This window comes from Lysinibacillus sp. NPDC048646 (assembly GCF_050272295.1).
Classification (GTDB): domain Bacteria; phylum Bacillota; class Bacilli; order Bacillales_A; family Planococcaceae; genus Lysinibacillus.
Genome location: NZ_JBNNLZ010000007.1, coordinates 122,241 through 142,116, shown reverse-complemented (window position 1 = coordinate 142,116; position 19,876 = coordinate 122,241). Strand labels below are relative to the sequence as shown.

The 19,876-nt window shown below is 39.6% G+C and carries 18 protein-coding genes; 14 read left to right on the top strand and 4 right to left on the bottom strand.

Going from position 1 to position 19,876, the window contains the following annotated elements:
• Positions 1 to 19 precede the first annotated feature (19 nt).
• The 3 genes from bshA to ACQKII_RS10485 all read left to right on the top strand — a co-directional run bounded on the left by bshA (position 20) and on the right by ACQKII_RS10485 (position 3,598).
• Complete coding sequence (gene bshA, locus ACQKII_RS10495; RefSeq protein WP_427458964.1) at positions 20 to 1,165, top strand: N-acetyl-alpha-D-glucosaminyl L-malate synthase BshA; 1,146 nt, start codon at positions 20 to 22, stop codon at positions 1,163 to 1,165.
• Complete coding sequence (locus ACQKII_RS10490; protein ID WP_427458962.1) at positions 1,152 to 2,330, top strand: CCA tRNA nucleotidyltransferase; 1,179 nt, start codon at positions 1,152 to 1,154, stop codon at positions 2,328 to 2,330. The genes bshA and ACQKII_RS10490 overlap by 14 nt, the downstream gene beginning before the upstream one ends.
• Positions 2,331 to 2,614: 284 nt before the next feature.
• Positions 2,615 to 3,598 carry a biotin--[acetyl-CoA-carboxylase] ligase gene (locus tag ACQKII_RS10485; RefSeq protein WP_427458960.1) on the top strand — a complete coding sequence of 328 codons (984 nt, stop codon included), beginning with the start codon at positions 2,615 to 2,617 and terminating at the stop codon, positions 3,596 to 3,598.
• 164 nt (positions 3,599 to 3,762) lie between these two features.
• On the opposite strand, the gene ACQKII_RS10480 is transcribed toward ACQKII_RS10485, so the two are convergent.
• From ACQKII_RS10480 to ACQKII_RS10470, 3 genes are read right to left on the bottom strand one after another with little or no spacing between them, the layout of a single operon-like run.
• Complete coding sequence (locus tag ACQKII_RS10480) at positions 3,763 to 4,596, bottom strand: DUF4097 family beta strand repeat-containing protein (RefSeq protein ID WP_427458958.1); 834 nt, start codon at positions 4,594 to 4,596, stop codon at positions 3,763 to 3,765.
• Positions 4,597 to 5,196: a DUF1700 domain-containing protein gene (locus ACQKII_RS10475; protein ID WP_427458956.1), complete on the bottom strand. Its 600-nt coding sequence runs from the start codon at positions 5,194 to 5,196 to the stop codon at positions 4,597 to 4,599.
• On the bottom strand, positions 5,189 to 5,509 hold the full coding sequence (locus ACQKII_RS10470; RefSeq protein WP_143998032.1) for a PadR family transcriptional regulator: 321 nt from the start codon (positions 5,507 to 5,509) through the stop codon (positions 5,189 to 5,191). Before ACQKII_RS10470 ends, ACQKII_RS10475 begins: the two co-directional genes overlap by 8 nt.
• A gap of 453 nt (positions 5,510 to 5,962) precedes the next feature.
• Between ACQKII_RS10470 and ACQKII_RS10465 the strand changes: the two genes are divergently transcribed.
• The 7 genes from ACQKII_RS10465 (at position 5,963) to panD (ending at position 12,797) form a co-directional block, all read left to right on the top strand.
• Entirely contained in the window at positions 5,963 to 6,595 is a 633-nt protein-coding gene (locus ACQKII_RS10465) for a TetR/AcrR family transcriptional regulator (protein ID WP_427458954.1), read from the top strand.
• Between the two features lie 118 nt (positions 6,596 to 6,713).
• Positions 6,714 to 9,032: an ABC transporter permease gene (locus ACQKII_RS10460; protein ID WP_427458952.1), complete on the top strand. Its 2,319-nt coding sequence runs from the start codon at positions 6,714 to 6,716 to the stop codon at positions 9,030 to 9,032.
• A gap of 4 nt (positions 9,033 to 9,036) precedes the next feature.
• On the top strand, positions 9,037 to 9,795 hold the full coding sequence (locus ACQKII_RS10455) for an ABC transporter ATP-binding protein (protein ID WP_427458950.1): 759 nt from the start codon (positions 9,037 to 9,039) through the stop codon (positions 9,793 to 9,795).
• A gap of 144 nt (positions 9,796 to 9,939) precedes the next feature.
• Positions 9,940 to 10,398 (top strand): CPBP family intramembrane glutamic endopeptidase, encoded by a 459-nt coding sequence (locus ACQKII_RS10450; protein WP_427458948.1) that lies wholly within the window; start codon positions 9,940 to 9,942, stop codon positions 10,396 to 10,398.
• A gap of 322 nt (positions 10,399 to 10,720) precedes the next feature.
• On the top strand, positions 10,721 to 11,557 hold the full coding sequence (gene panB / locus ACQKII_RS10445; RefSeq protein WP_427459062.1) for a 3-methyl-2-oxobutanoate hydroxymethyltransferase: 837 nt from the start codon (positions 10,721 to 10,723) through the stop codon (positions 11,555 to 11,557).
• Entirely contained in the window at positions 11,558 to 12,412 is an 855-nt protein-coding gene (gene panC / locus ACQKII_RS10440) for a pantoate--beta-alanine ligase (RefSeq protein ID WP_427458946.1), read from the top strand. It abuts the gene before it with no gap.
• A 1-nt stretch (position 12,413) separates the two neighbouring features.
• Positions 12,414 to 12,797 carry an aspartate 1-decarboxylase gene (gene panD / locus ACQKII_RS10435; protein WP_143998039.1) on the top strand — a complete coding sequence of 128 codons (384 nt, stop codon included), beginning with the start codon at positions 12,414 to 12,416 and terminating at the stop codon, positions 12,795 to 12,797.
• Positions 12,798 to 12,909: 112 nt separating this feature from the next.
• Here the strand turns inward: panD and ACQKII_RS10430 are convergent, their stop codons facing one another.
• Entirely contained in the window at positions 12,910 to 14,682 is a 1,773-nt protein-coding gene (locus ACQKII_RS10430) for an oleate hydratase (protein WP_427458944.1), read from the bottom strand.
• A gap of 640 nt (positions 14,683 to 15,322) precedes the next feature.
• On the opposite strand from ACQKII_RS10430, the gene ACQKII_RS10425 reads away from it, so the two are divergent.
• From ACQKII_RS10425 to ACQKII_RS10410, 4 genes are all read left to right on the top strand, one after another.
• Entirely contained in the window at positions 15,323 to 16,378 is a 1,056-nt protein-coding gene (locus ACQKII_RS10425) for a FecCD family ABC transporter permease (RefSeq protein ID WP_427458942.1), read from the top strand.
• On the top strand, positions 16,375 to 17,391 hold the full coding sequence (locus ACQKII_RS10420; RefSeq protein WP_427458940.1) for a FecCD family ABC transporter permease: 1,017 nt from the start codon (positions 16,375 to 16,377) through the stop codon (positions 17,389 to 17,391). Before ACQKII_RS10425 ends, ACQKII_RS10420 begins: the two co-directional genes overlap by 4 nt.
• Positions 17,392 to 17,406: 15 nt before the next feature.
• Entirely contained in the window at positions 17,407 to 18,219 is an 813-nt protein-coding gene (locus ACQKII_RS10415) for an ABC transporter ATP-binding protein (RefSeq protein WP_427458938.1), read from the top strand.
• A 136-nt stretch (positions 18,220 to 18,355) separates the two neighbouring features.
• A complete protein-coding gene (locus ACQKII_RS10410) occupies positions 18,356 to 19,297 on the top strand; it encodes an ABC transporter substrate-binding protein (RefSeq protein ID WP_427458936.1) in 942 nt (313 codons plus the stop codon).
• Positions 19,298 to 19,876 lie beyond the last annotated feature (579 nt).

Genomic DNA, 19,876 nt, shown 5'->3' with positions numbered 1-19,876 from the left:
CAGAAAGGATGATAATCGAATGAGAAAGCTTAAAATCGGCATTACCTGTTATCCAACAGTTGGAGGCTCTGGTGTTATCGCAACAGAATTAGGAAAAATGCTAGCAGAAAGAGGACACGAAATTCATTTCATCACCTCGAGCGTACCATTTCGATTGAATAAAATTTATCCAACCGTCTTTTTCCATGAAGTAGAAGTCAATAATTATTCAGTTTTTCAGTATTCGCCATATGATATTGCATTAGCGAGTAAAATGGCGGACGTGATTAAAGATGAAGGGCTAGATGTGCTACATGTGCATTATGCAATACCACATGCAGTTTGTGCGGTGCTAGCGCGTGAAATGAGTGGGCAAAATATTGGCATCGTGACAACTTTGCACGGTACAGATATCTCGGTGCTTGGGCAGGATTCTACGCTTTCTCAGGCCATCAAATATGGTATTGATAAGTCAGATGTAGTAACAGCGGTATCAGAGGCACTAAAAGAGCAGACATACAATCTCATTGATACAGTGAAGCCAATTGAAACGATTTATAACTTCGTTGATGAGCGTGAATATCGTCCACTAGATTCAGGAAACTTAAAAGAACAATTTGGTATTCAAGCTGATGAAAAAGTTATCATTCATGTGTCTAACTTCCGTAAAATTAAAAATCTCCCGCATATTATGGATGCTTTTATGAAAATTCGCGCGAACATGAAGGCAAAGCTATTATTAGTAGGGGATGGGCCAGAGAAGCATCGCATTATGGATCAAGTGAAGGAAAGTCCATATGTCAAGGACGTCTTGTTTTTAGGAAAGCAAGAAAACTTAGCTGAATTGTATTCCATTAGTGATCTTAAACTATTACTCTCTCAGCAAGAGTCGTTTGGACTTGTGCTACTAGAAGCAATGGCTTGTGGTGTGCCATGTATCGGTTCAGCCGTAGGTGGAATTCCAGAAGTCATTGATCATGGTGTGGATGGTTATTTAGTGGAATTAGGCGATACGGATGCAGTCGCAGAATACGCTGTGAATTTATTGAATGATGAAGATAAATTGCAAAGTTTCCGTGAAGCTGCTATGCGTGCTGTTAATGAAAAGTTCCACTCATCCAAAATCGTAGAGCAATATGAGAAATTGTACGAGAAGGTTGCGGAAAAAAATCATGCAAAACAATAAAGAATGGCAAGCAGCCTTCTCAGTCATTGCGCAATTAGAGGAGGCTGGTTTTGAAGCAGTTGTCGTTGGGGGAGCAGTGCGAGATGCATTACTTGGTCGTCCTGTTCATGATGTTGATGTAGCGACAAATGCCTTGCCAGAAGAAGTGAAGACTGTTTTTAAACGAACAGTTGATATTGGTATTCAACATGGCACGGTGCTTGTAATCATGCCAGCTGCCCCCGTTGAAGTAACGACCTATCGAACAGATGGAGAATACACCGATCATCGTAGACCTGAAGCAGTGCACTTCGTACGTTCTCTGAAAGAGGATTTACAGCGCCGTGACTTTACGATGAATGCGATTGCTATGCGTCGTGATGGTTCTTTGGTCGATTATTATGGGGGGCAACCTGATATTGAGACTGGTATCATCCGGGCAGTAGGTGAAGCGCAGGTACGCTTTGCGGAGGATGCTTTACGAATGTTACGGGCTGTGCGTTTTTCTGCACAGCTTGGTTTTTCAATTGAAGAAACCACATTACGGGCAATGCAGCATAAAGCGGCTGATATTGCTTGGATAGCCAAAGAGCGACTAAAGGCAGAACTAGATAAACTTTGGGTTGGAAAAGATGTTTATAATGGCATAAAGAAGCTACAGGAAAGTGATTTGGATGTGTATTTAACTGGAGAATTCCATGCAGAAAATTGGCGTGGCTTTTGTGTGCAAAATAAATTATATGGTTGGGCGTATTTTGCCTTCATGCAAGGTCAAAATTGGCAAGATGTGTTGCGTTGCTATCGTTTATCGAATAAGGAAATGGCATTTGTAAAGTCTGTTTTAGCGGCCTTTAAAGCATTAAGAAGCGGTTGGACCAATATGGACTATTATACGTACATGGAAGAAGAGCTTGAAGCAGCTCTTTACTTTGCAAATTTTACGCAGCTTGACGTTCCTTGGCCACAATACAGTATTCAGGAGGCGCAGGCAAAGCTGCCTATTCGACAGCGACAAGAGATTGTGGTAAATGGCATGGATTTATTAAAATGGTCTGGACAAATGCGCGGGCCATGGGTAAGAGAGGCATTGCAGGCAATGCTGGAAGCAGTCGTCAGCGGGGAGCTTCAAAATGAGCGACAGCAGATAAAAGATTGGATTGAGCATAAATATATGCATAAAGGGTGAAAGACCCTAAAACTATTGATAGCAGGTGACCCAAAAAGATGCTTTAGTAAAGGCATTGAATGGGTCACTTGCTTTTTTATAGCGCTGAGCAATGACCAGTAAAGCTATAAAGTTTAATTTGCAGAGCAAAACATCTATGGGTAGTTTTTGTGCCCGAAAATGATTATCGAAGACGTTAGGTGGTCAATTGTCGCAATTTACAGTATGATAAATACTATTAAATCAAGATATTTAAAGCATTAAAAATAACGAATAGTACATTATATTAAAGGATTGATTTGAGCATGGGTGTGTCTATGAAAGATGAAATTTTAAAAAGATTATTAGCCGCGAATGGTGAGGCAGTTTCGGGGCAAGAGTTAGCGGATTCACTAGGTGTATCGCGTACAGCTATTTGGAAGCATATGCAGACATTACAGGAGGAAGGTTACCTTTTTGAAACGGTGAAGAAAAAGGGCTATGTGTTAACGGGTGTGCCAAATAGCCTTAGTCCTACACAAATCGAACTCTTTCTAAATACAAAGCGCTTTGGACGGGAGATTCACCATTTTGATGTGGTCGATTCTACGCAGACGATTGCCCATAAGCTTGCACAGGAAGGCGCGCCAGATGGCACCATTATTATCGGTGAAGAGCAAACAGCAGGGCGTGGTCGTATGGCAAGACAATGGGAATCTGCAAATGGTACGGGCATTTGGATGACCATCATTGTACGTCCTGATGTATCACCACAGCAGGCATCCTCCTTTACGCTAGTGGTAGCCGTTGCAGTCACAATGGCGATTAAAAAATTGTATAAAAATGTGGAGCCAGCTATTAAATGGCCAAATGATTTACTCATTAATGGTAAAAAATGTACCGGTATTTTAACGGAGATGCAAGCAGAAGCAGATCTTGTGCAAGCATTACTTGTGGGAATCGGTATCAATGCCAACCAAGTAGAAACGGATTTCTCACCAGACATTTCAGATATAGCAACATCCTTACGTTTGGAAGCGGGCGAAGAAATTAACCGCGCTGCACTTGTTGCGACGATTTTACAATACTTAGAGCAATTCACAGAACTATTTGTGAACGAAGGCTTTGCTAGCATTAAAAAGCTATGGGAAGAAATGTCATGCACCATTGGACAACGCATCGAAGTGACGACTATCCGTGAGTGCTTCGAGGGTATGGCAAGTGGCATTACAGATGAGGGTGTGTTACAACTCACACAGGACGATGGATCCGTTCGAACAATTTATTCTGGGGATATTAAAATTTTGTAACAGAAAAAGCTGCGGGGACAATTTACTCCTCGCAGCTTTTATCTTTATCCCCGGTAAAGTCGGGGGGTATCGGTGAAACTGCAGTTACAAGCGGCGATAAAATAGGTTTAACCGGCGATAAAGCAGTTACAACCGGCGATTAATCCCATTCAAGCGGCGATTTTTTATTGTAGTGATAATTCTAAGTCCCCATGTGATAGAGAGATACTTAGCTGGTGATCACCTTCATATAGCTGTGAAACCTTACTGCTTTTTGACTGATGATTGACCGTAATATCTCCAAAGCCTGTGTTTAATTCATAGCCTAGGTCACTTTTTTTGTTTTGTAAGTTTAGTGTTGTATCACCAAAGCTAGATATTATCGTTGTTTGGCCGTTTAAGGTACCGTCAATGTCAATATCACCATGCTCGCTTTCAGCAACGAAGCCGTTACTTGTAAATTGCTCTAGCGTCATATCACCAAAAGACTGGGTAATTTCTGTGTTCATGCCATCCAAATTTTTGAATTGAATATCTCCGTAATTCCCTATTAGGTTTAGCTGCTGATAGTGCAAGTCACGAAGCGTGGTATCTCCGAAATTACTGTCAAGAACTATTTCATTCAACTCTACATCCTTGGGTACATAAATTTTAATGGATGGTGTTTTATTAACACTAAACCCAAAGGATAGTCGATTTTTTTTCTTACTTTCCGTTTCAACAGTCAGCGTACCGTTTTTTACGCTATAGCTAACATCTGCATCCTCAACCGCATTGACCTCTAACGTATAACTATCGCCAGCAAGGATTTCGACATCTCCATAGTCATTGAAAACATCGATGCTGGTGAATGCTTCAAGTGTATAAGAATTATTGACAAGAGACTGTTTAGTTGGCACATGTAAGCCGGTGTCATCTTTAATAATAGACCATTTACCGCCTGAGACATAACCCACAACGGCTAGTAAAAGTCCTAAAGTAATCATGGATACAGCGATGAGTTTATGACGAGAAATCATTTACAAGCCCCCCTTGCGCTTTTTTGCGATTTTATGGAATAAGCCTGCCAATACCTCAACGCAGACAAGTCCAATTTTTTTGATGAAGCGAGTTATGATAGGGAAGAGCAGAACACCCGATCCTGTAACGATTAATCCCATACCGATAAAGAGTAACGCAGTGGGCCAATGATCGGTTAAAACGAAGAAACCGGAGATAAGCGCCATGAGGCCACCAAAAAAGATGCCTACTACCGTTGCTACGATAGCTATCACAAAACTGAAAACAACGGCGCCTAATGAAATAATAAGTGCTAAAGCAGTAGCAAGAATGGGTAATGAAAGTGGCGCTGATAATATTGCGAGAATAATGAGCCAAATCGTTGTCATATTCTTTTTAGTAGAAGCTGGTGTTGCATCAAAATCCTTTAATGCAAAATCAGCCATTATTTGAGAAGCAACGTGAGAAGGGGAGCCAAGTTGTTGAATGACTTGCTGTTCGTTGTGCTCTCCGGCTTCATCAAAATATTCCTCATAATAGGTAAGCGCAGCATCTAGCTCTTGCGTTGGAAGGCGACGTAATTTACCTCGTAGCTTTCTCAAATAGCTTGCTCTATCCATTTAATTCCCCTCCTAAAAGTACACAGTCTACCTTTTGTTTATACATTTGCCATTCCTGTAAAAGCTCCATTAATCGTATACGCCCTTCCTCGGTAATTTGATAATAGCGTCTATTTCTGCCTTGATAGGGCTGGTCGTATGTTTTTAAATAGTCCACTTTTTGCAAACGACGTAATACGGGATACAGTGTTGATTCTGATATATCCATCACAGATTGTACTTGCTGTGTTAATGAGTAACCATAAGCATCCTCTTTGTCTACAATTGCTAAGACACAGGCATCAAGTAAAGCTGAGCCAAGCTGAAATGTCATCTTTCCACCTCCCATTCACTTACCTATACAAGGTTCTATATTATATGTTGTATAGTATGTAGATAGTATATGACGTATAACATGGTTTGTCAATTTATGTGAAAAATATTTAGCTATTAATGTGACTAGGGAGGAAATAGTGAGCTTATCCTCACTATTTCTAAGCTGTGCCAAACTTTTACTAAATAACGATACAGATTCTTGTTCTTTTTATTGATGTACAGCAAAGCTAAAGCCCGCGAATTGAGCATTAATACGTGTCTTTTCACTTTTTTAAGCTCAGGAAATTATGGATGATTTATTGTTAATTACTTTATGTGATTTTCCATATTAGAAAAGGGTATGTGGAGTCGGTCACTAAAATTGGATTAATTAAAAATACAATTATTGACAAGTAAAAGTAAAATGCTATAATTTTATTGACAGACAGTCGGTCGGTAAGGAGGAGTAAACATGAGAAAAGAAGCGGAGGAACGCAGGAACGAAATACTTGACGCGGCGGATGAGCTTTTTGGTCAGAGAGGCTTTGACGGCACAAGTACAAAAGAAATTCTCGAAAAGGTCGGAATTGCGCGTGGCACGCTGTATTATCATTTTAAGTCGAAGGAGGATATTATGGACGCACTAATTGAGCGGTATAGTATCAATCTTTTAGAAACAGCACAGGAAATTGCCGCAGATAAAACTATCGCCATTAATGAGCGCATTATTGGTGTTGTAATGGCTCTAAATTTAAATGGTAGAAGCAGCAAAGAAATTATGGAGCACATTCACAAGCCACAGAACGCACTTATGCATCAGAAAATACAAAAGGTCATAATCAACGGCGTTCCCCCCATACTGACGGGAATAATCCACGAAGGCATTGAGCAAGGACTGTTCAGTACACCGTTCCCATATGAATGCATGGAAATGGTAGTGGTATATATGAATACTGTTTTTGATGATGATATGGTTGAAATGACGAACGAGGAGCAAGCTTCTCGCATGCAGGCGTTTGTTTTCAACGTAGAAAGGCTGCTTGGAGTCGAAAGTGGAAGTCTAATGTCTGTTGTTATGCAGATGTTTGGCAACGGAAATGGATAGCAATGTATCATGCGGGAAGATTTTCTTCTTTTGTAGTCGGAACAGCTTATTTCAGCGTTAGGAAGGGCGAAATTGATAATGTATATTCAGGTAAGAAACTTGAAAATAGGGGTGACTTATGTATAACAGAATAATCTGCAATGACATTTTAAAGAGCAAAGCAATTACACTGACAACCATGATATTTGTCGCTGCCTCTGCTATGCTTGTTTCGCTCGCGGCGATACTCGTCGTTAATCTCTCGGGCTCACTAGATACGCTTATGAAACAGGCGAAAACTCCGCATTTTATGCAGATGCATTCGGGTGAAATTGATAGTGCACGGCTTACATCTTTTTCGGAGCACAATAACAATGTCGATGATTTTCAGGTGATTGAATTTCTCAATATGGACGGTGCACAGATTATTTTTGGTGATCGCTCGCTTGCGAATAGTGTTCAAGATAACGGTTTCAGCATGCAGAGTGAGAAATTCGATTATCTTCTTGATCTGGACGGAAACATCATAAACGTATCTGACGGCGAGCTTTATGTTCCAATAAGCTATATGAGGGACAACACCACAAAGGTTGGTGATGAGGCAGTAATAAGTGGGAAGAAATTTACTGTTGCGGGATTTCTCCGCGATTCGCAGATGAATTCCTCGCTCTCCGCCTCAAAGAGATTTCTTGTCAGTGAAAATGATTACGCGCAAATAAGAAACCTTGGAAGCATGGAGTATCTGATTGAGTTCAGGTTAAAGGATCTGTCGGCTCTCGGCGCATTTGAAACTGCTTATGTCTCTGCTGGACTTGAAGTGAACGGTCCAACGGTAACATATGGTCTTTTCAAAACGATGAACGCACTTTCAGATGGGATGATGATTGCGGTTATACTTCTCGTAAGCGCACTTGTCGTTGCAATCGCATTTATGTGCATACGCTTTACGCTCCTTGCGAAAATCGAAGACGATTACCGTGAAATTGGCGTTATGAAGGCAATAGGGCTACGTGTTTCTGACATAAAAAAGATTTATCTTGCGAAATACGCAGCGATTGCTGTAGTAGGCAGTATTTTCGGTTTTGTACTTTCGATGTTGTTCAAAGGCATGCTTCTTGAAAATATACGGCTTTATATGGGTGAAAGTGAACACTCTTCTTTTGCCTTGCTTTTCGGAATACTTGGCATATTGCTTGTCTTCCTTGCAATTATTGCCTATGTAAGTGGCGTGCTGAAACGCTTTCGGAAAATATCCGTCGCGGAAGCCATACGCTTTGGCACTTCGCAGGAAAAAAACGTGGGTGCAAAGCGTTTTAGACTGAGCAGAAATAAGCTACTTCACACGAATATTTTTCTAGGTATAAAAGATGTCCTCACAAGGAAAAGTCTTTACGCTACAATGCTTACGGTGCTAGTGATTTCAACATTTATCATTATTGTTCCGCAGAACCTATACAACACGATTTCCTCAAAAAGTTTCATCCAATATATGGGTGTTGGAAACTATGATATGCGCATTGATATTCAACAGACCGACCATATCCCTGGAAAAGCCGCAGAAATAATAAAGACGTTGAACAATGACAGCACCATTTCAAAGTTTACCCTCCTCACAACAAAAACATTTAAAGTAAAAACGGAAGACGGATCGAAGGAAAACATAAAGATTGAACTCGGCGACCATTCGATTTTCCCAATAGAATATTCCGAGGGCAGAGTACCCTCCGCAGATAACGAAATGGCACTTTCGACTTTGAACGCCGATGAGCTGAACAAAAAGGTCGGCGATGTCATTACACTAGTGAGTAAGGGGAAAGAGAAAAATCTAACGATAAGCGGCATTTATTCCGACATTACCAACGGAGGTAAAACTGCAAAGGCTGTTTTCATCGATAATTCGGCAGACATTATGGGGAGCATTATCTGCGCAGAGCTTTCCGATAAAACGCTAATCGACGAAAAGGTTTCGGAATATACGGACAGATTCGATTTTGCAAAAGTTTCAGGCATTGATGAATTTGTTACACAGACATTCGGCTCGACAATAAGCTCCGTCGGAAAGGTCTCCAATGCCGCAATTGCCGTCGCGCTCATTATAACGGTACTGGTTACACTGTTGTTTATGAAAATGCTTATTGCAAAGGATAGATACTCCATTGCCGTAGTGAAAGCCTTAGGTTTTACGAATGCAGATGTTAGAGCGCAGTATGCTTCGCGTTCAGTATTTGTACTGATTGTCGGCATTATTTTCGGCACGGTTCTAGCAAACACTCTCGGAGAGATACTTGCGGGGGCGGTTATCTCCAAGTTTGGAGCGTCGACGTTTAAGTTTGCGGTCAATCCGTTTTCGGCGTATCTGTATAGTCCGCTATTGATGATATGCGCGGTACTTATCGCAACAATGATCGGTACAGCGAGCGCGGGACAAATAAAAATTTCCGAAAATATAAAGGAGTAGGTATATGGAGAAAATTATTATTGCTGACCAAATAGTAAAAACTTTCAGCGAGGGCGATGAGCAGCGCAATGTTCTAGACGGAATGTCCGTTGAAATAACCGAGAGCGAGTTCGTTGCAGTTATGGGACCCTCGGGCTCAGGAAAATCGACGCTGATGTTTGCACTAAGCGGAATGGATGGCGTTAATAGCGGAAAGGTCGTTTTTGACGGCATGGATTTATCGACGATCGGGGAGAATGAACTTTCAGATATACGAAGAACAAAAATGGGATTTGTTTTTCAGCAACCTACTATGTTGAAAAATTTGAATATCCTAGATAACATCATTCTTCCGTCAATGCGCGGTAATAGCAAAAACGCCGCAAAAGTTTCGAAGAAGGCAAGAGCGCTTATAAAAAGGGTAGGCATCGCAGAGCTTGAAAAACGCGATATTACACAGGTTTCGGGAGGTCAGCTTCAGCGTGCGGGGATATGCCGAGCGCTTATGAATAGCCCAAAAATTATCTTCGGCGACGAGCCAACAGGTTCGCTCAACTCAAAATCTGCGCAGGACATTATGGACATATTTTCCGAAATTAACGCGGATGGTACTGCGGTTATGCTGGTAACTCACGACGCAAAGGTTGCAGCGAGGACAGAACGTATACTGTTTATGCGCGATGGAAAAATCGTAAGCGAATTGAAGCTTCCGAAGTTTGACGGGACGGCTATGGATGACAGGGTCGAGAAAATTACTGTGAAAATGCTGGAAATAGGAATATGATGTGTTTTTTTCACAGTCACGATTTTTATTTATGCAAAATTCAGTTCTCAAATTCAGAATCCTTCTAGGTGCTTTCCTAAGAGATGGTGGGTCTACTACATGAAGATGTAAAGTTCCGACAATTCTCTGTGGGGTGGAGCATCTATGATGAACCCTTTATATCTCGCATTGATTGAACTGCCAATCATGATTATCGGAGGTGGTTTAGAAGAAATCGGCTGGCGTGGCTTTTTGCAGCCTACATTACAAAAACGATGGTCGTCATTCACAAGTACAATTATTGTGGGGGTTATTTGGGCAATATGGCATTTGCCTTTATGGTTTGTGGTTGGTTCCAATCAAATGAACATGAACTTCCTGTGGTTACCATTAAGTGCATTGGCATTATCTTTTTTACTGACGGTCATTTATTTATCCACTAAAAGTATTTTTCTCTGTATTATTTTCCATGCCTTCATTAATTCATTGTGGGATGTTTTTATTCCGAATACAAATGTTGCGTCTGGAGTATTTACACTGATATTTGCGCTGTTTATTTTTACTATCTTTGAACGCTATCGAAAGAGGAATAATAGAAAAGGGCATCATACACTTACCGTTTAATATTGTTTTATTAGGACATTTAAGCGGAAGAAGGGGATAATTGTTAGAAAATTATATTTGAAGATAACGAGGGTTATCTGTTATAGTATGTCCTGAAGGGCAGTATCCTTTTGTGAACGGCACCTTCAAACACGAAAGACAAATTTTACAACAAATATCTGCCTTGATCTTTTCATAGACAGGGACGGAAGAAAACGATGCGTTCATAGACAGTAATTACGTTTAGGCGTAATTGATTAAGTACGAGCACACTACCCTTCTGCCCATTTTTAGGAACAGAAGGGTTTTTCTGTTTTCTTCTCTTAAAAAGGAGGACTACATGATGAAAACAACATCAGATTTTTTGAAGATGAAAGCAGCAGGTGAAAAAATCGTTATGCTGACGGCGTATGATTATCCAGCTGCAACATTTGCGGAGCAAGCGGACGTCGATATGATTCTAGTAGGCGATTCTCTAGGAATGGTCGTGCTAGGCTATGATTCTACGATGCCAGTTACAGTGGCAGATATGGTACATCATGCAAAAGCTGTACGCCGTGGGGCAAAGGATACGTTTGTGGTCGTTGATATGCCGTTTGGTTCGTATCATGGAGATTGCAATGACGCCTTGAAAACCGCTGTGTCCATGATGCAGGAAACGGGTGCAGATGCACTGAAGGTTGAAGGGGCAGGCGATGTTCTAGCTGTTATTGCGAAACTGACGGCTGCTGGGATTCCAGTGGTAGCTCATTTAGGCTTGCTACCACAATCTGCTGGGGTACTTGGTGGCTATAAGGTGCAAGGGAAAACAGCTGAACAAGCAGCAAAACTCTTGGAGGATGCAAAAAAATGTGAAGCGGCTGGCGCCTGTGCGGTTGTATTAGAATGTATTCCGCATCAGGTGACAGAAATGGTCTCTGCGAGTCTAATTATCCCAACAATCGGGATTGGCGCTGGCGTGGAAGCGGATGGGCAAGTGTTAGTATTCCATGACATGCTAAGCTATGGCTCACATCATGTGCCGAAATTTGTGGAACGGTTTGCTGATATGGGCAGTGAGGCAAGTCGAGGAATTGCTGGTTATGTGGACGCAGTGAAAGCAGGGACATTCCCAGCACCTAAGCATTTCTTTACGATGAAAGAAGAGGCACTGGATCAGCTATATGGAGGCGTTAAGTAAATGAAAGTCGTCACTACTATCCCAGCGCTTACAGCAGAAATCCAAGCTGCCAAACAAGCACAAAAAACAATCGGTCTAGTGCCAACGATGGGCTATTTACATGAAGGTCACTTAACATTAGCAAAAACAGCACGGGCGGAAGATGATTTGGTAGTCATGAGTATTTTCGTGAATCCGACTCAGTTTGGGCCGAACGAAGACTTTGAAAGCTATCCACGTGATTTGCCACGTGACACTGCTTTGGCAGCGTCTGTAGGGGTGGACATTGTATTTGCACCAAGCGTAGAAGAAATGTACCCTCATGACGGCGGTATTCGCTTACATGCAGGCGAACAGGCGACCATTCTTTGTGGGGCTAGCCGACCTGGCCATTTCGACGGTGTTTTACAAGTCGTCGCAAAATTATTCCATTTGGTACAGCCGACTCGTGCATATTTCGGACAAAAGGATGCCCAGCAAGTCGCAATTATCGCCACAATGGTACGTGATTATAACTTTCCATTAGAGATGCGTGTCGTGCCGATTGTGCGCGAAGAGGATGGTCTAGCAAAATCATCTCGCAACGTCTATTTAAGCGAGCAAGATCGTCAAGAAGCTCCGGCGATTAACGAAGCATTACAATTGGCACGTGATAGCTTTTTAGCAAACAGAGATGCGGGTAGTGCCCTAGCAAAAGCAAACTATCACATTGCTGCACGTACGCATGGCAACATCGATTATATTGAATTATTAGCGTATCCCGATTTAATACCAGTGACAGCAGACACCGAACAGGTACTGTTAGCGGCTGCTGTGTACATCGGTAACACCCGTTTAATCGATAACTGTATTTTCAATATGAAAGAAGGATTATAATATGTTACGAATGATGATGAATAGCAAAATCCACCGTGCCACTGTGACGGAAGCGGATTTGAACTATGTAGGTTCCATTACAATCGATGAAGATATTTTAGATGCAGTTGGCATGCTAGCAAATGAAAAGGTGCATATCGTGAATAATAACAATGGTGCACGCTTTGAAACGTATATAATTGCAGGTGAACGTGGGTCTGGAGTGATTTGCGTCAATGGTGCGGCTGCACGACTTGTACAACGGGGCGACATCGTGATTATCATTTCTTATGTTTATGTAGATAATGCAGAGGCGAAGGACCATAAGCCAACCGTGGCTATTATGGGCGAAGGGAATACCATTAAAGAAATGATTGCCTATGAGCCTGAAGCTACGGTGTTGTAATTAAATTCTTTATAAAAATTGATAAATAAAAACGGCTTGTGATTATTGTAGTAATCAACAAGCCGTTTTTTATCTAAATTTCATGAGAAATTATATACTTGATGTTAGTTTGTTAAATCAATTCACTTTCTTTAAGTAAATCATAGATAATTGTTTCCTTCGTTTTGTGAATACCTAATTTACCTATTTGTTTTAAGAAAAATGGAGCATCTATATCTGTTAATTTTTTACCGTCCAGTAAGCGAGAGGTTGAAGCCAATAAAGTACGAATATCAAAAGCAGATGCAAATACTTCTGGAACGCCTCGATCAATATTTAATAATTGATAAACAGCTTCCATCGCTGTTCTTACTGAATATTCAGTTGTGAATACTGTATCTCTTGCTGTTTCACTAAAATTCCCAATGAAGGCTAAGTTAACAGATCCATTAGGGACAACTAAAGGACGATCTCCCAATGCTCTAGGCATGAAGTAAGATGTTATATAAGGCATATAACATGGAATTGTATTACATGAATTCTGCGCTAAATCTGGTATTTCATCTACAGGTACGCCCATATGGTACAACCACTCTTGTGCTATCTCGATACCATTACATTCAGTGATACTTTTTTTAATAAAATTACCTGGTTTATTAGATAGTAAACCATAAATCCAAACTACTAATTGATCTTTTGGTTGATCTTTAAAATGAGGTTGTCGGTTCAACGTATAGCTTAGCATCCAATTAGAATCTTTAGCAGATACAATACCACCGGTAACTACCTTCCCAGCATATGGATCTCTTTTGCTGATTTTTTCAATATAAGGAGCAACGCGAGCATCCAATGTAGTGAGTGTTGCTGAAACAAACCAACTTTCTTTCGGAAGATTATCACAGAATTTTTCTGGTCTACCAAATTCAGCATCTTGTGAAGCTATATTTTTCCAAAGAGACCAACTACCACCTAAATCAGAAGTTTTAGGGGCTGGTGTATTATTATCACCATAAGTTGTACTCTCTGTGATACTTCCATTTGTCACAAAAACCAGTTCATTTTCTGTGAGCTCTATATTTTTTTTCTCGCCATTGTGTCTCAACACCAAAGTCTGAGCTACCTTTTTGTCTCCAACTCTATCAATCAAAACATTCTCTACAACAGTATTGTACTGAAAATCAACATTATTTTTTTCTAAATAGCTAATCATAGGAAGTACTAAAGATTCATATTGGTTATACTTTGTAAATTTCAACGCAGATAAATCGGGTAATCCACCAATATGATGAATAAAACGCACAATGTAACGACGCATTTCCATTGCAGAATGCCATTTTTCAAAAGCAAACATCGTGGACCAATATAGCCAAAAATTCGATTCAAAGAATTCTTCAGAGAAAACATCCGTAATTTTTATATCCTCTAATTTCTCTTCAGGCGTAAAAAATAATTTAATCATTTCTTCAGATGATTTATCAGATAAAGTAAATTTTCCATCATCTTCAAGTCGTTGTCCTCTTTTTTCAATCAATCTACATTTAGAATAATTAGGATCTTCTTTATTTAACCAATAAAATTCATCTAAAACAGAAGCATTTTCTAATTCTAAAGATGGGATTGAACGAAATAAATCCCATAAGCATTCAAAATGATCTTCCATTTCTCGACCACCACGAATAATAAAACCCCTTGTCGGATTTAGAATACCATCAAGACTACCTCCTGAGATATCTAACTCTTCGAGAATATGAATATTCTCTCCTTTCATTTGGCCATCACGAATTAAAAAACATGCAGCTGAAAGTGAGGCTAGCCCCGAACCAATAAGATACGCTGATTTCTCATCAACACCCTCAGGTTTTTTAGGACGTGCGAAAGCTTCATAATTACCATTACTGTAATACATAATACCGCCTCCATAAATTATTATTCTAGTATAGTATAACATTAATTTATAGCAGAATGGTAAAATGAGAGAAAAATTAACAAATTATTCAATTTTAAAGTTTGTCTGTAGATATACATATCCTTTCATTTGACATAACAATTCATTGCATTTTTATAAATTATTTCAATATCTTTTTCATCAAAGGAATTATGTATTATGTGTAGCGATTAACCTGTGACAAGGCTTTTCTAAAAGGTTGAAGTATGCAAATTTTGAAGGCAGGCTTGCATAATTATTATCAATCCGCTTTATTCATATTTTCAATTTAACTATTTTTCTTTTGTTTACAAAATCTATTTTTATAAAAAAACTATAAAAGTTCTAGGTGAATTTAGTATTTTAGAATAATTTAAACATCATACACTCTCTCTTTGAAAATCGCTTGATGTAAGCCTTTTGGGCGAGTTGAAGCATATAAAAAACAACAAAATTAATATATTTTAAAAAATAATGTTGACAACCTTTTAGGGTGGTGTGTAGAATAGGGCAAGTGATTATGATAATCATTATCAATTAAGGTGTGAGCCTTCTTTTTTTTATTGATAATTGAGAATGAATCTCACTTTATTAAAATGTTGTTAGTTAGGATGGTTAACGAATGGAAGCAAGTGCAAGGAGCATGGAACAACAAGAAACGAATATGAAAAAGATTAAGAGCAGACCGCTTATTGCTTCTATTATTTTAATAGCAGGTACGATTTTACTAGCTTTAAGTATGGGAATGTCTATTTCATTTGGGGCAGCGAATATTAGCTTAAAGACTGTCTGGCAAGCTGTTTTTCAATTCGATGATTCACTTACACATCATAGTGTCATTTGGGAACTTCGTATTCCCAGAGCAATTGGAGGAGTAGTCGCTGGTGCGTTTCTAGCAGTATCCGGAGCAATTATGCAAGGTATGACACGAAATCCTCTTGCTTCACCATCTTTAATGGGGATTACAGATGGTGCGGTATTTGGAATTGCTATTACTTATGCTTTTTTCCCTAATTCCCCATACATAATGTTTGTTATTGCTTCATTTTTGGGTGCAGCATTTGGTGCAAGTATTGTATATGGTGTGGGTGCGTCCTCACCAGGGGGGCTAACACCCGTTAAGTTAGCGTTAGCGGGTGCAGCAATCAGTGCCTTACTTGGAGCCATCTCATCTAGTATTGCACTTTATTTCAATCTTGCTCAAGAAGTGAGCATGTGGAATGCAGGAGGCGTTTCAGGTGTGAAATGGGTAAGTATTGAGATGTTGCTACCTATTGGATTAGTTTGTCTAGTGATAGCAATTTTAGTGTCGAGATACATTACCATCTTAAGTTTCGGTGAAGAAATTGCAATTGGACTTGGACAAAATACGACCTTAATCAAATTTATTGGAACCGTACTTGTGCTTGTTTTAACAGGCTCAGCAGTATCTATGGCAGGTTCTGTCGGATTTGTTGGTCTTGTTATCCCACATATGACACGTTTTCTCGTTGGATCTGATTATAGATGGGTCATTCCATGTTCAGCGGTATTAGGTGGGTTGTTAATCGAATGTGCAGATATGTTATCTCGCGTTATCAACCCTCCATTTGAAACGCCCATTGGTGCAATTACAGCTTTAATTGGAGTTCCATTCTTCCTTTACTTAGCTCGTAAAGAGGGGAGAGGGAAAATATGAGGCAAGGTATCTTAACAAAAAAGAATATTTCAGTAATAGCCATTTTAGTTTGCTTAATTGTGTTTATATTCCTAATTAGCTTAAATACAGGAACGTTTAAAATACCGCCAATAGATGTCTTGAAATCGTTAATCGGATTAGGTTCCGAAGAGCAATCTGTCATTTTATTTGAGTTTCGTATGCCTCGAATGGTTATCGCTATTTTAGTTGGTTCAGCGCTAGCGATATCAGGGGCTATCATGCAAGGTTTATCTCGAAATCCACTTGCTGACCCTGGAATTATCGGTATTAATGCTGGTGCTGGATTGACGGTTGTTGTTTTCGTCTACTTCTTCTTCGGAAAAGTTGGGACCGGTACGCTACTATCAGTATTCATTCTTCCGCTCTTTGCTTTAGTTGGTGCTTTATTGGCAGCGGTTATTATTTATACATTAGCTTGGAAAAACGGTGTTTCATCAACTCGTTTAATTCTTGTCGGTATTGCTGTTGCAGCAGGGTTTGGTGCTGTCAGTTTAATTTTCTCTATGAAAATGACTTCTAATGATTTTCGTTTTGCAACCATTTGGTTAGCAGGGAGTTTATGGGGAACAGATTGGAAATTTGTATTAAGTGCACTTCCATGGATGCTCATATTTTTACCAATTGCATTTCGCAAAGCGCATGTATTGAATGTAATGAATTTAGGAGATGCAGCCGCGGTTGGCCTTGGTGTAAACGTGGAGAAGGAAAGACGTAAATTATTATTTATCGCCGTTTGCTTGGCTGGTGCATCGGTAGCTGTTGCTGGTGGAATTGGATTTATCGGTTTAATGGCACCCCATCTGGCAAGACGCCTTGTTGGGGGGAAACATCAAATTATGTTGCCAACAGCAGCATTAATCGGCACTCTTCTATTACTATTTGCAGATTTAATTTCAAGAAGTGTACTAACAACTTCAGAAATACCAGTCGGTTTCGTTATTTCTATTATTGGTGCACCATATTTTATTTATTTACTTATGAGAACAAAATAAAAGGAGTCTTTTTTGATGGTAACTTTAGCAGTTGATTCGGTATCCGTTGGCTATAATGAAGGACTAATTATAGATGGATTATCAGTGGAGATCCCCGAAGGAAAGATTACAACGATTATTGGACCAAATGGTTGTGGGAAATCTACCTTGTTAAAAGCAGCTTCTCGTATTTTAAAGGCAAAACGAGGGACTGTTTATCTGGATGGAAAAGCAATTGAGAAACAGTCAACAAAAGAAATTGCTAAGAAAATGGCAATTTTACCCCAGACTGCAGAATTGCCGACAGGTCTTACTGTCTTTGAGCTTGTTTCATATGGTCGTTTTCCACACCAAAATGGATTTGGCACGCTGAAAGAAGAAGATTATCGCTATATTCATTGGGCACTTGAAGTGACAGGGATGACAGAGTTTGCAAAGCGTCCAGCAGAAGCTTTATCAGGTGGTCAACGTCAACGAGTATGGATAGCGATGGCACTTGCTCAAGGAACGGACTTACTTGTGTTAGACGAGCCGACAACTTACTTAGATATGGCTCACCAGTTAGAAATATTAAAGCTATTGAAGAAGTTAAATCAGGAAGAAGGCCGTACAATCGTTATGGTCATTCATGATTTAAATCATGCCTCTCGTTTTTCTGATCATATGGTTGCTTTAAAAGCTGGTAAACTGATTCACCAAGGAACGCCGGACGAAGTAATGACAAGTCAGACACTTCGGAATGTGTTCGAAATCGAGGCACTAATTGTTTCATGTCCTGTAAACAGTAAGCCGATTTGTTTAACTTACGATTTAATGATGATGCATAATCAATCACAGAAAAAAGCATAAGGGGAGGAGCTTCCTCTCTTAAATAAATAGAGAGGGAGCATTCTAATGGGTGTTGAGCTTCTCATTTTAGCAAGAGATGTTGAACACCCATTAGAATGAAATGGGTCAATAAAATTTATCCGGGAGGAACAAAAATATGAAGAAATTTAAACTATCGTTACTAGCAATGGTATTAGTTGTTACATCTATACTATTTGCAGCTTGTTCTTCAGATAACAAAGAACAAGAAAAAGCAGACGCAAAAGCTGAAGAGCGTACTGTAGAGCATGCTAAAGGGGAAATTAAAATCCCTGCAAATCCAAAGAAAATTGCTGACCTAAGTGGTTCAACAGAAGAATTATTAATCTTTGGCATGAAACCAATCATTACTGCAAATACGTCTCAAGAAGAGATTGATCCACATATTGCAGATAAATTGAAAGATGTTAAACCTGTCGGCTCTGCTTGGGGTGACAATATTAACATCGAAGCAGTGGCTGCTGCAAAACCAGATTTAATTCTTATAAATAATCGTCAAGAAAAAATCTATGATCAATTATCTAAAATTGCACCTACTGTTATGTTAGAAACTCCATTAGATCAATGGCGTCCAAAGTTTGAGGAATTAGGTAAAATCTTCGATAAAGAAAAAGAAACAGAAGAATGGTTCAAAAAGTATGATGACAAAGCAAGCAAGTTACACGATAAAATCGTTGCTAAAACTGGTGATGCGAAATTCATGAAAATGGCTGCATATCCAAATGCATTCCGTGTATACGGTGACTATGGCTACGGTAGCGTAATATTTAAAGATTTAAAATTACCAGCAGTTCCAGGTACACCAATGGATGAACCATTAGTACAAGTACAAAAAGAAGCATTAATTGACTACAATCCAGATTACCTATTCGTATTTACAACAGGTGACGGTTCTGAACGTTTAAAAGAATTCCAAGAAGAAACAATTTGGAAAAACATGAACGCTGTTAAGAACAACCACGTATTTATCATTAACAATGATGCAGTAAATAAAGGATACTTCCCTCTTGGTAAAGAAATGATTTTAGATGAGATTGCTAATTTTGTTTTAGAGAAATAATAAAAGCAAGAATCACCTTCGTATTATCGAAGGTGATTTAGACTGTAGACAAATCCAAAAATGGATTTTGTTTGCAGTCTTTTTTCTTTTAAAGATAGAAGTATCTATATGAAGCCGTTGCTTTGCGCTGCGGCGGACGCTTTTCGCGGGCCTGGCTTCAGTCTCCTCGTCGCTCCACTCCTGCGGGGCCTTCAGCTCATGCGATTCCCGCAGAAAGCTTTGCTCTGTAGCGAAAGGCGAATGCCGTCAGCTACACTCGCCGCTTACGCTCCAATCAACGAGTGTCGTTTATCAATGATTGAGGTGATGGATATGACGAACAATAGTCATAATGAATGACATCAATTAGAAATGCCAATTACCAAATGGTGCCTGAAGACCATTTAGTTGTTCCTTTTGATATCGACAGGTTAAAAATTAAACTTGTTTATCTTAGGGGGATTTTTTTATTCTAGAAAACTGAATATAAGGTTGAGCACAAATTAATCTACAATGGTTTACTGTATAAAAGGATACTCCAAAAAATCTCCAGAAAATCTCCAGAAAATCTTCACAGTAACTACAGATAATGTCTATACA

Bases quoted from the DNA above. Each gene is read 5' to 3' on its own strand.
- bshA (WP_427458964.1), top strand. From the start codon at position 20: ATGAGAAAGCTTAAAATCGGCATTACCTGTTATCCAACAGTTGGAGGC.
- ACQKII_RS10490 (WP_427458962.1), top strand. From the start codon at position 1,152: ATGCAAAACAATAAAGAATGGCAAGCAGCCTTCTCAGTCATTGCGCAA.
- ACQKII_RS10485 (WP_427458960.1), top strand. From the start codon at position 2,615: ATGGGTGTGTCTATGAAAGATGAAATTTTAAAAAGATTATTAGCCGCG.
- ACQKII_RS10480 (WP_427458958.1), bottom strand. From the start codon at position 4,596: ATGATTTCTCGTCATAAACTCATCGCTGTATCCATGATTACTTTAGGA.
- ACQKII_RS10475 (WP_427458956.1), bottom strand. From the start codon at position 5,196: ATGGATAGAGCAAGCTATTTGAGAAAGCTACGAGGTAAATTACGTCGC.
- ACQKII_RS10470 (WP_143998032.1), bottom strand. From the start codon at position 5,509: ATGACATTTCAGCTTGGCTCAGCTTTACTTGATGCCTGTGTCTTAGCA.
- ACQKII_RS10465 (WP_427458954.1), top strand. From the start codon at position 5,963: ATGAGAAAAGAAGCGGAGGAACGCAGGAACGAAATACTTGACGCGGCG.
- ACQKII_RS10460 (WP_427458952.1), top strand. From the start codon at position 6,714: ATGTATAACAGAATAATCTGCAATGACATTTTAAAGAGCAAAGCAATT.
- ACQKII_RS10455 (WP_427458950.1), top strand. From the start codon at position 9,037: ATGGAGAAAATTATTATTGCTGACCAAATAGTAAAAACTTTCAGCGAG.
- ACQKII_RS10450 (WP_427458948.1), top strand. From the start codon at position 9,940: ATGATGAACCCTTTATATCTCGCATTGATTGAACTGCCAATCATGATT.
- panB (WP_427459062.1), top strand. From the start codon at position 10,721: ATGAAAACAACATCAGATTTTTTGAAGATGAAAGCAGCAGGTGAAAAA.
- panC (WP_427458946.1), top strand. From the start codon at position 11,558: ATGAAAGTCGTCACTACTATCCCAGCGCTTACAGCAGAAATCCAAGCT.
- panD (WP_143998039.1), top strand. From the start codon at position 12,414: ATGTTACGAATGATGATGAATAGCAAAATCCACCGTGCCACTGTGACG.
- ACQKII_RS10430 (WP_427458944.1), bottom strand. From the start codon at position 14,682: ATGTATTACAGTAATGGTAATTATGAAGCTTTCGCACGTCCTAAAAAA.
- ACQKII_RS10425 (WP_427458942.1), top strand. From the start codon at position 15,323: ATGGAAGCAAGTGCAAGGAGCATGGAACAACAAGAAACGAATATGAAA.
- ACQKII_RS10420 (WP_427458940.1), top strand. From the start codon at position 16,375: ATGAGGCAAGGTATCTTAACAAAAAAGAATATTTCAGTAATAGCCATT.
- ACQKII_RS10415 (WP_427458938.1), top strand. From the start codon at position 17,407: ATGGTAACTTTAGCAGTTGATTCGGTATCCGTTGGCTATAATGAAGGA.
- ACQKII_RS10410 (WP_427458936.1), top strand. From the start codon at position 18,356: ATGAAGAAATTTAAACTATCGTTACTAGCAATGGTATTAGTTGTTACA.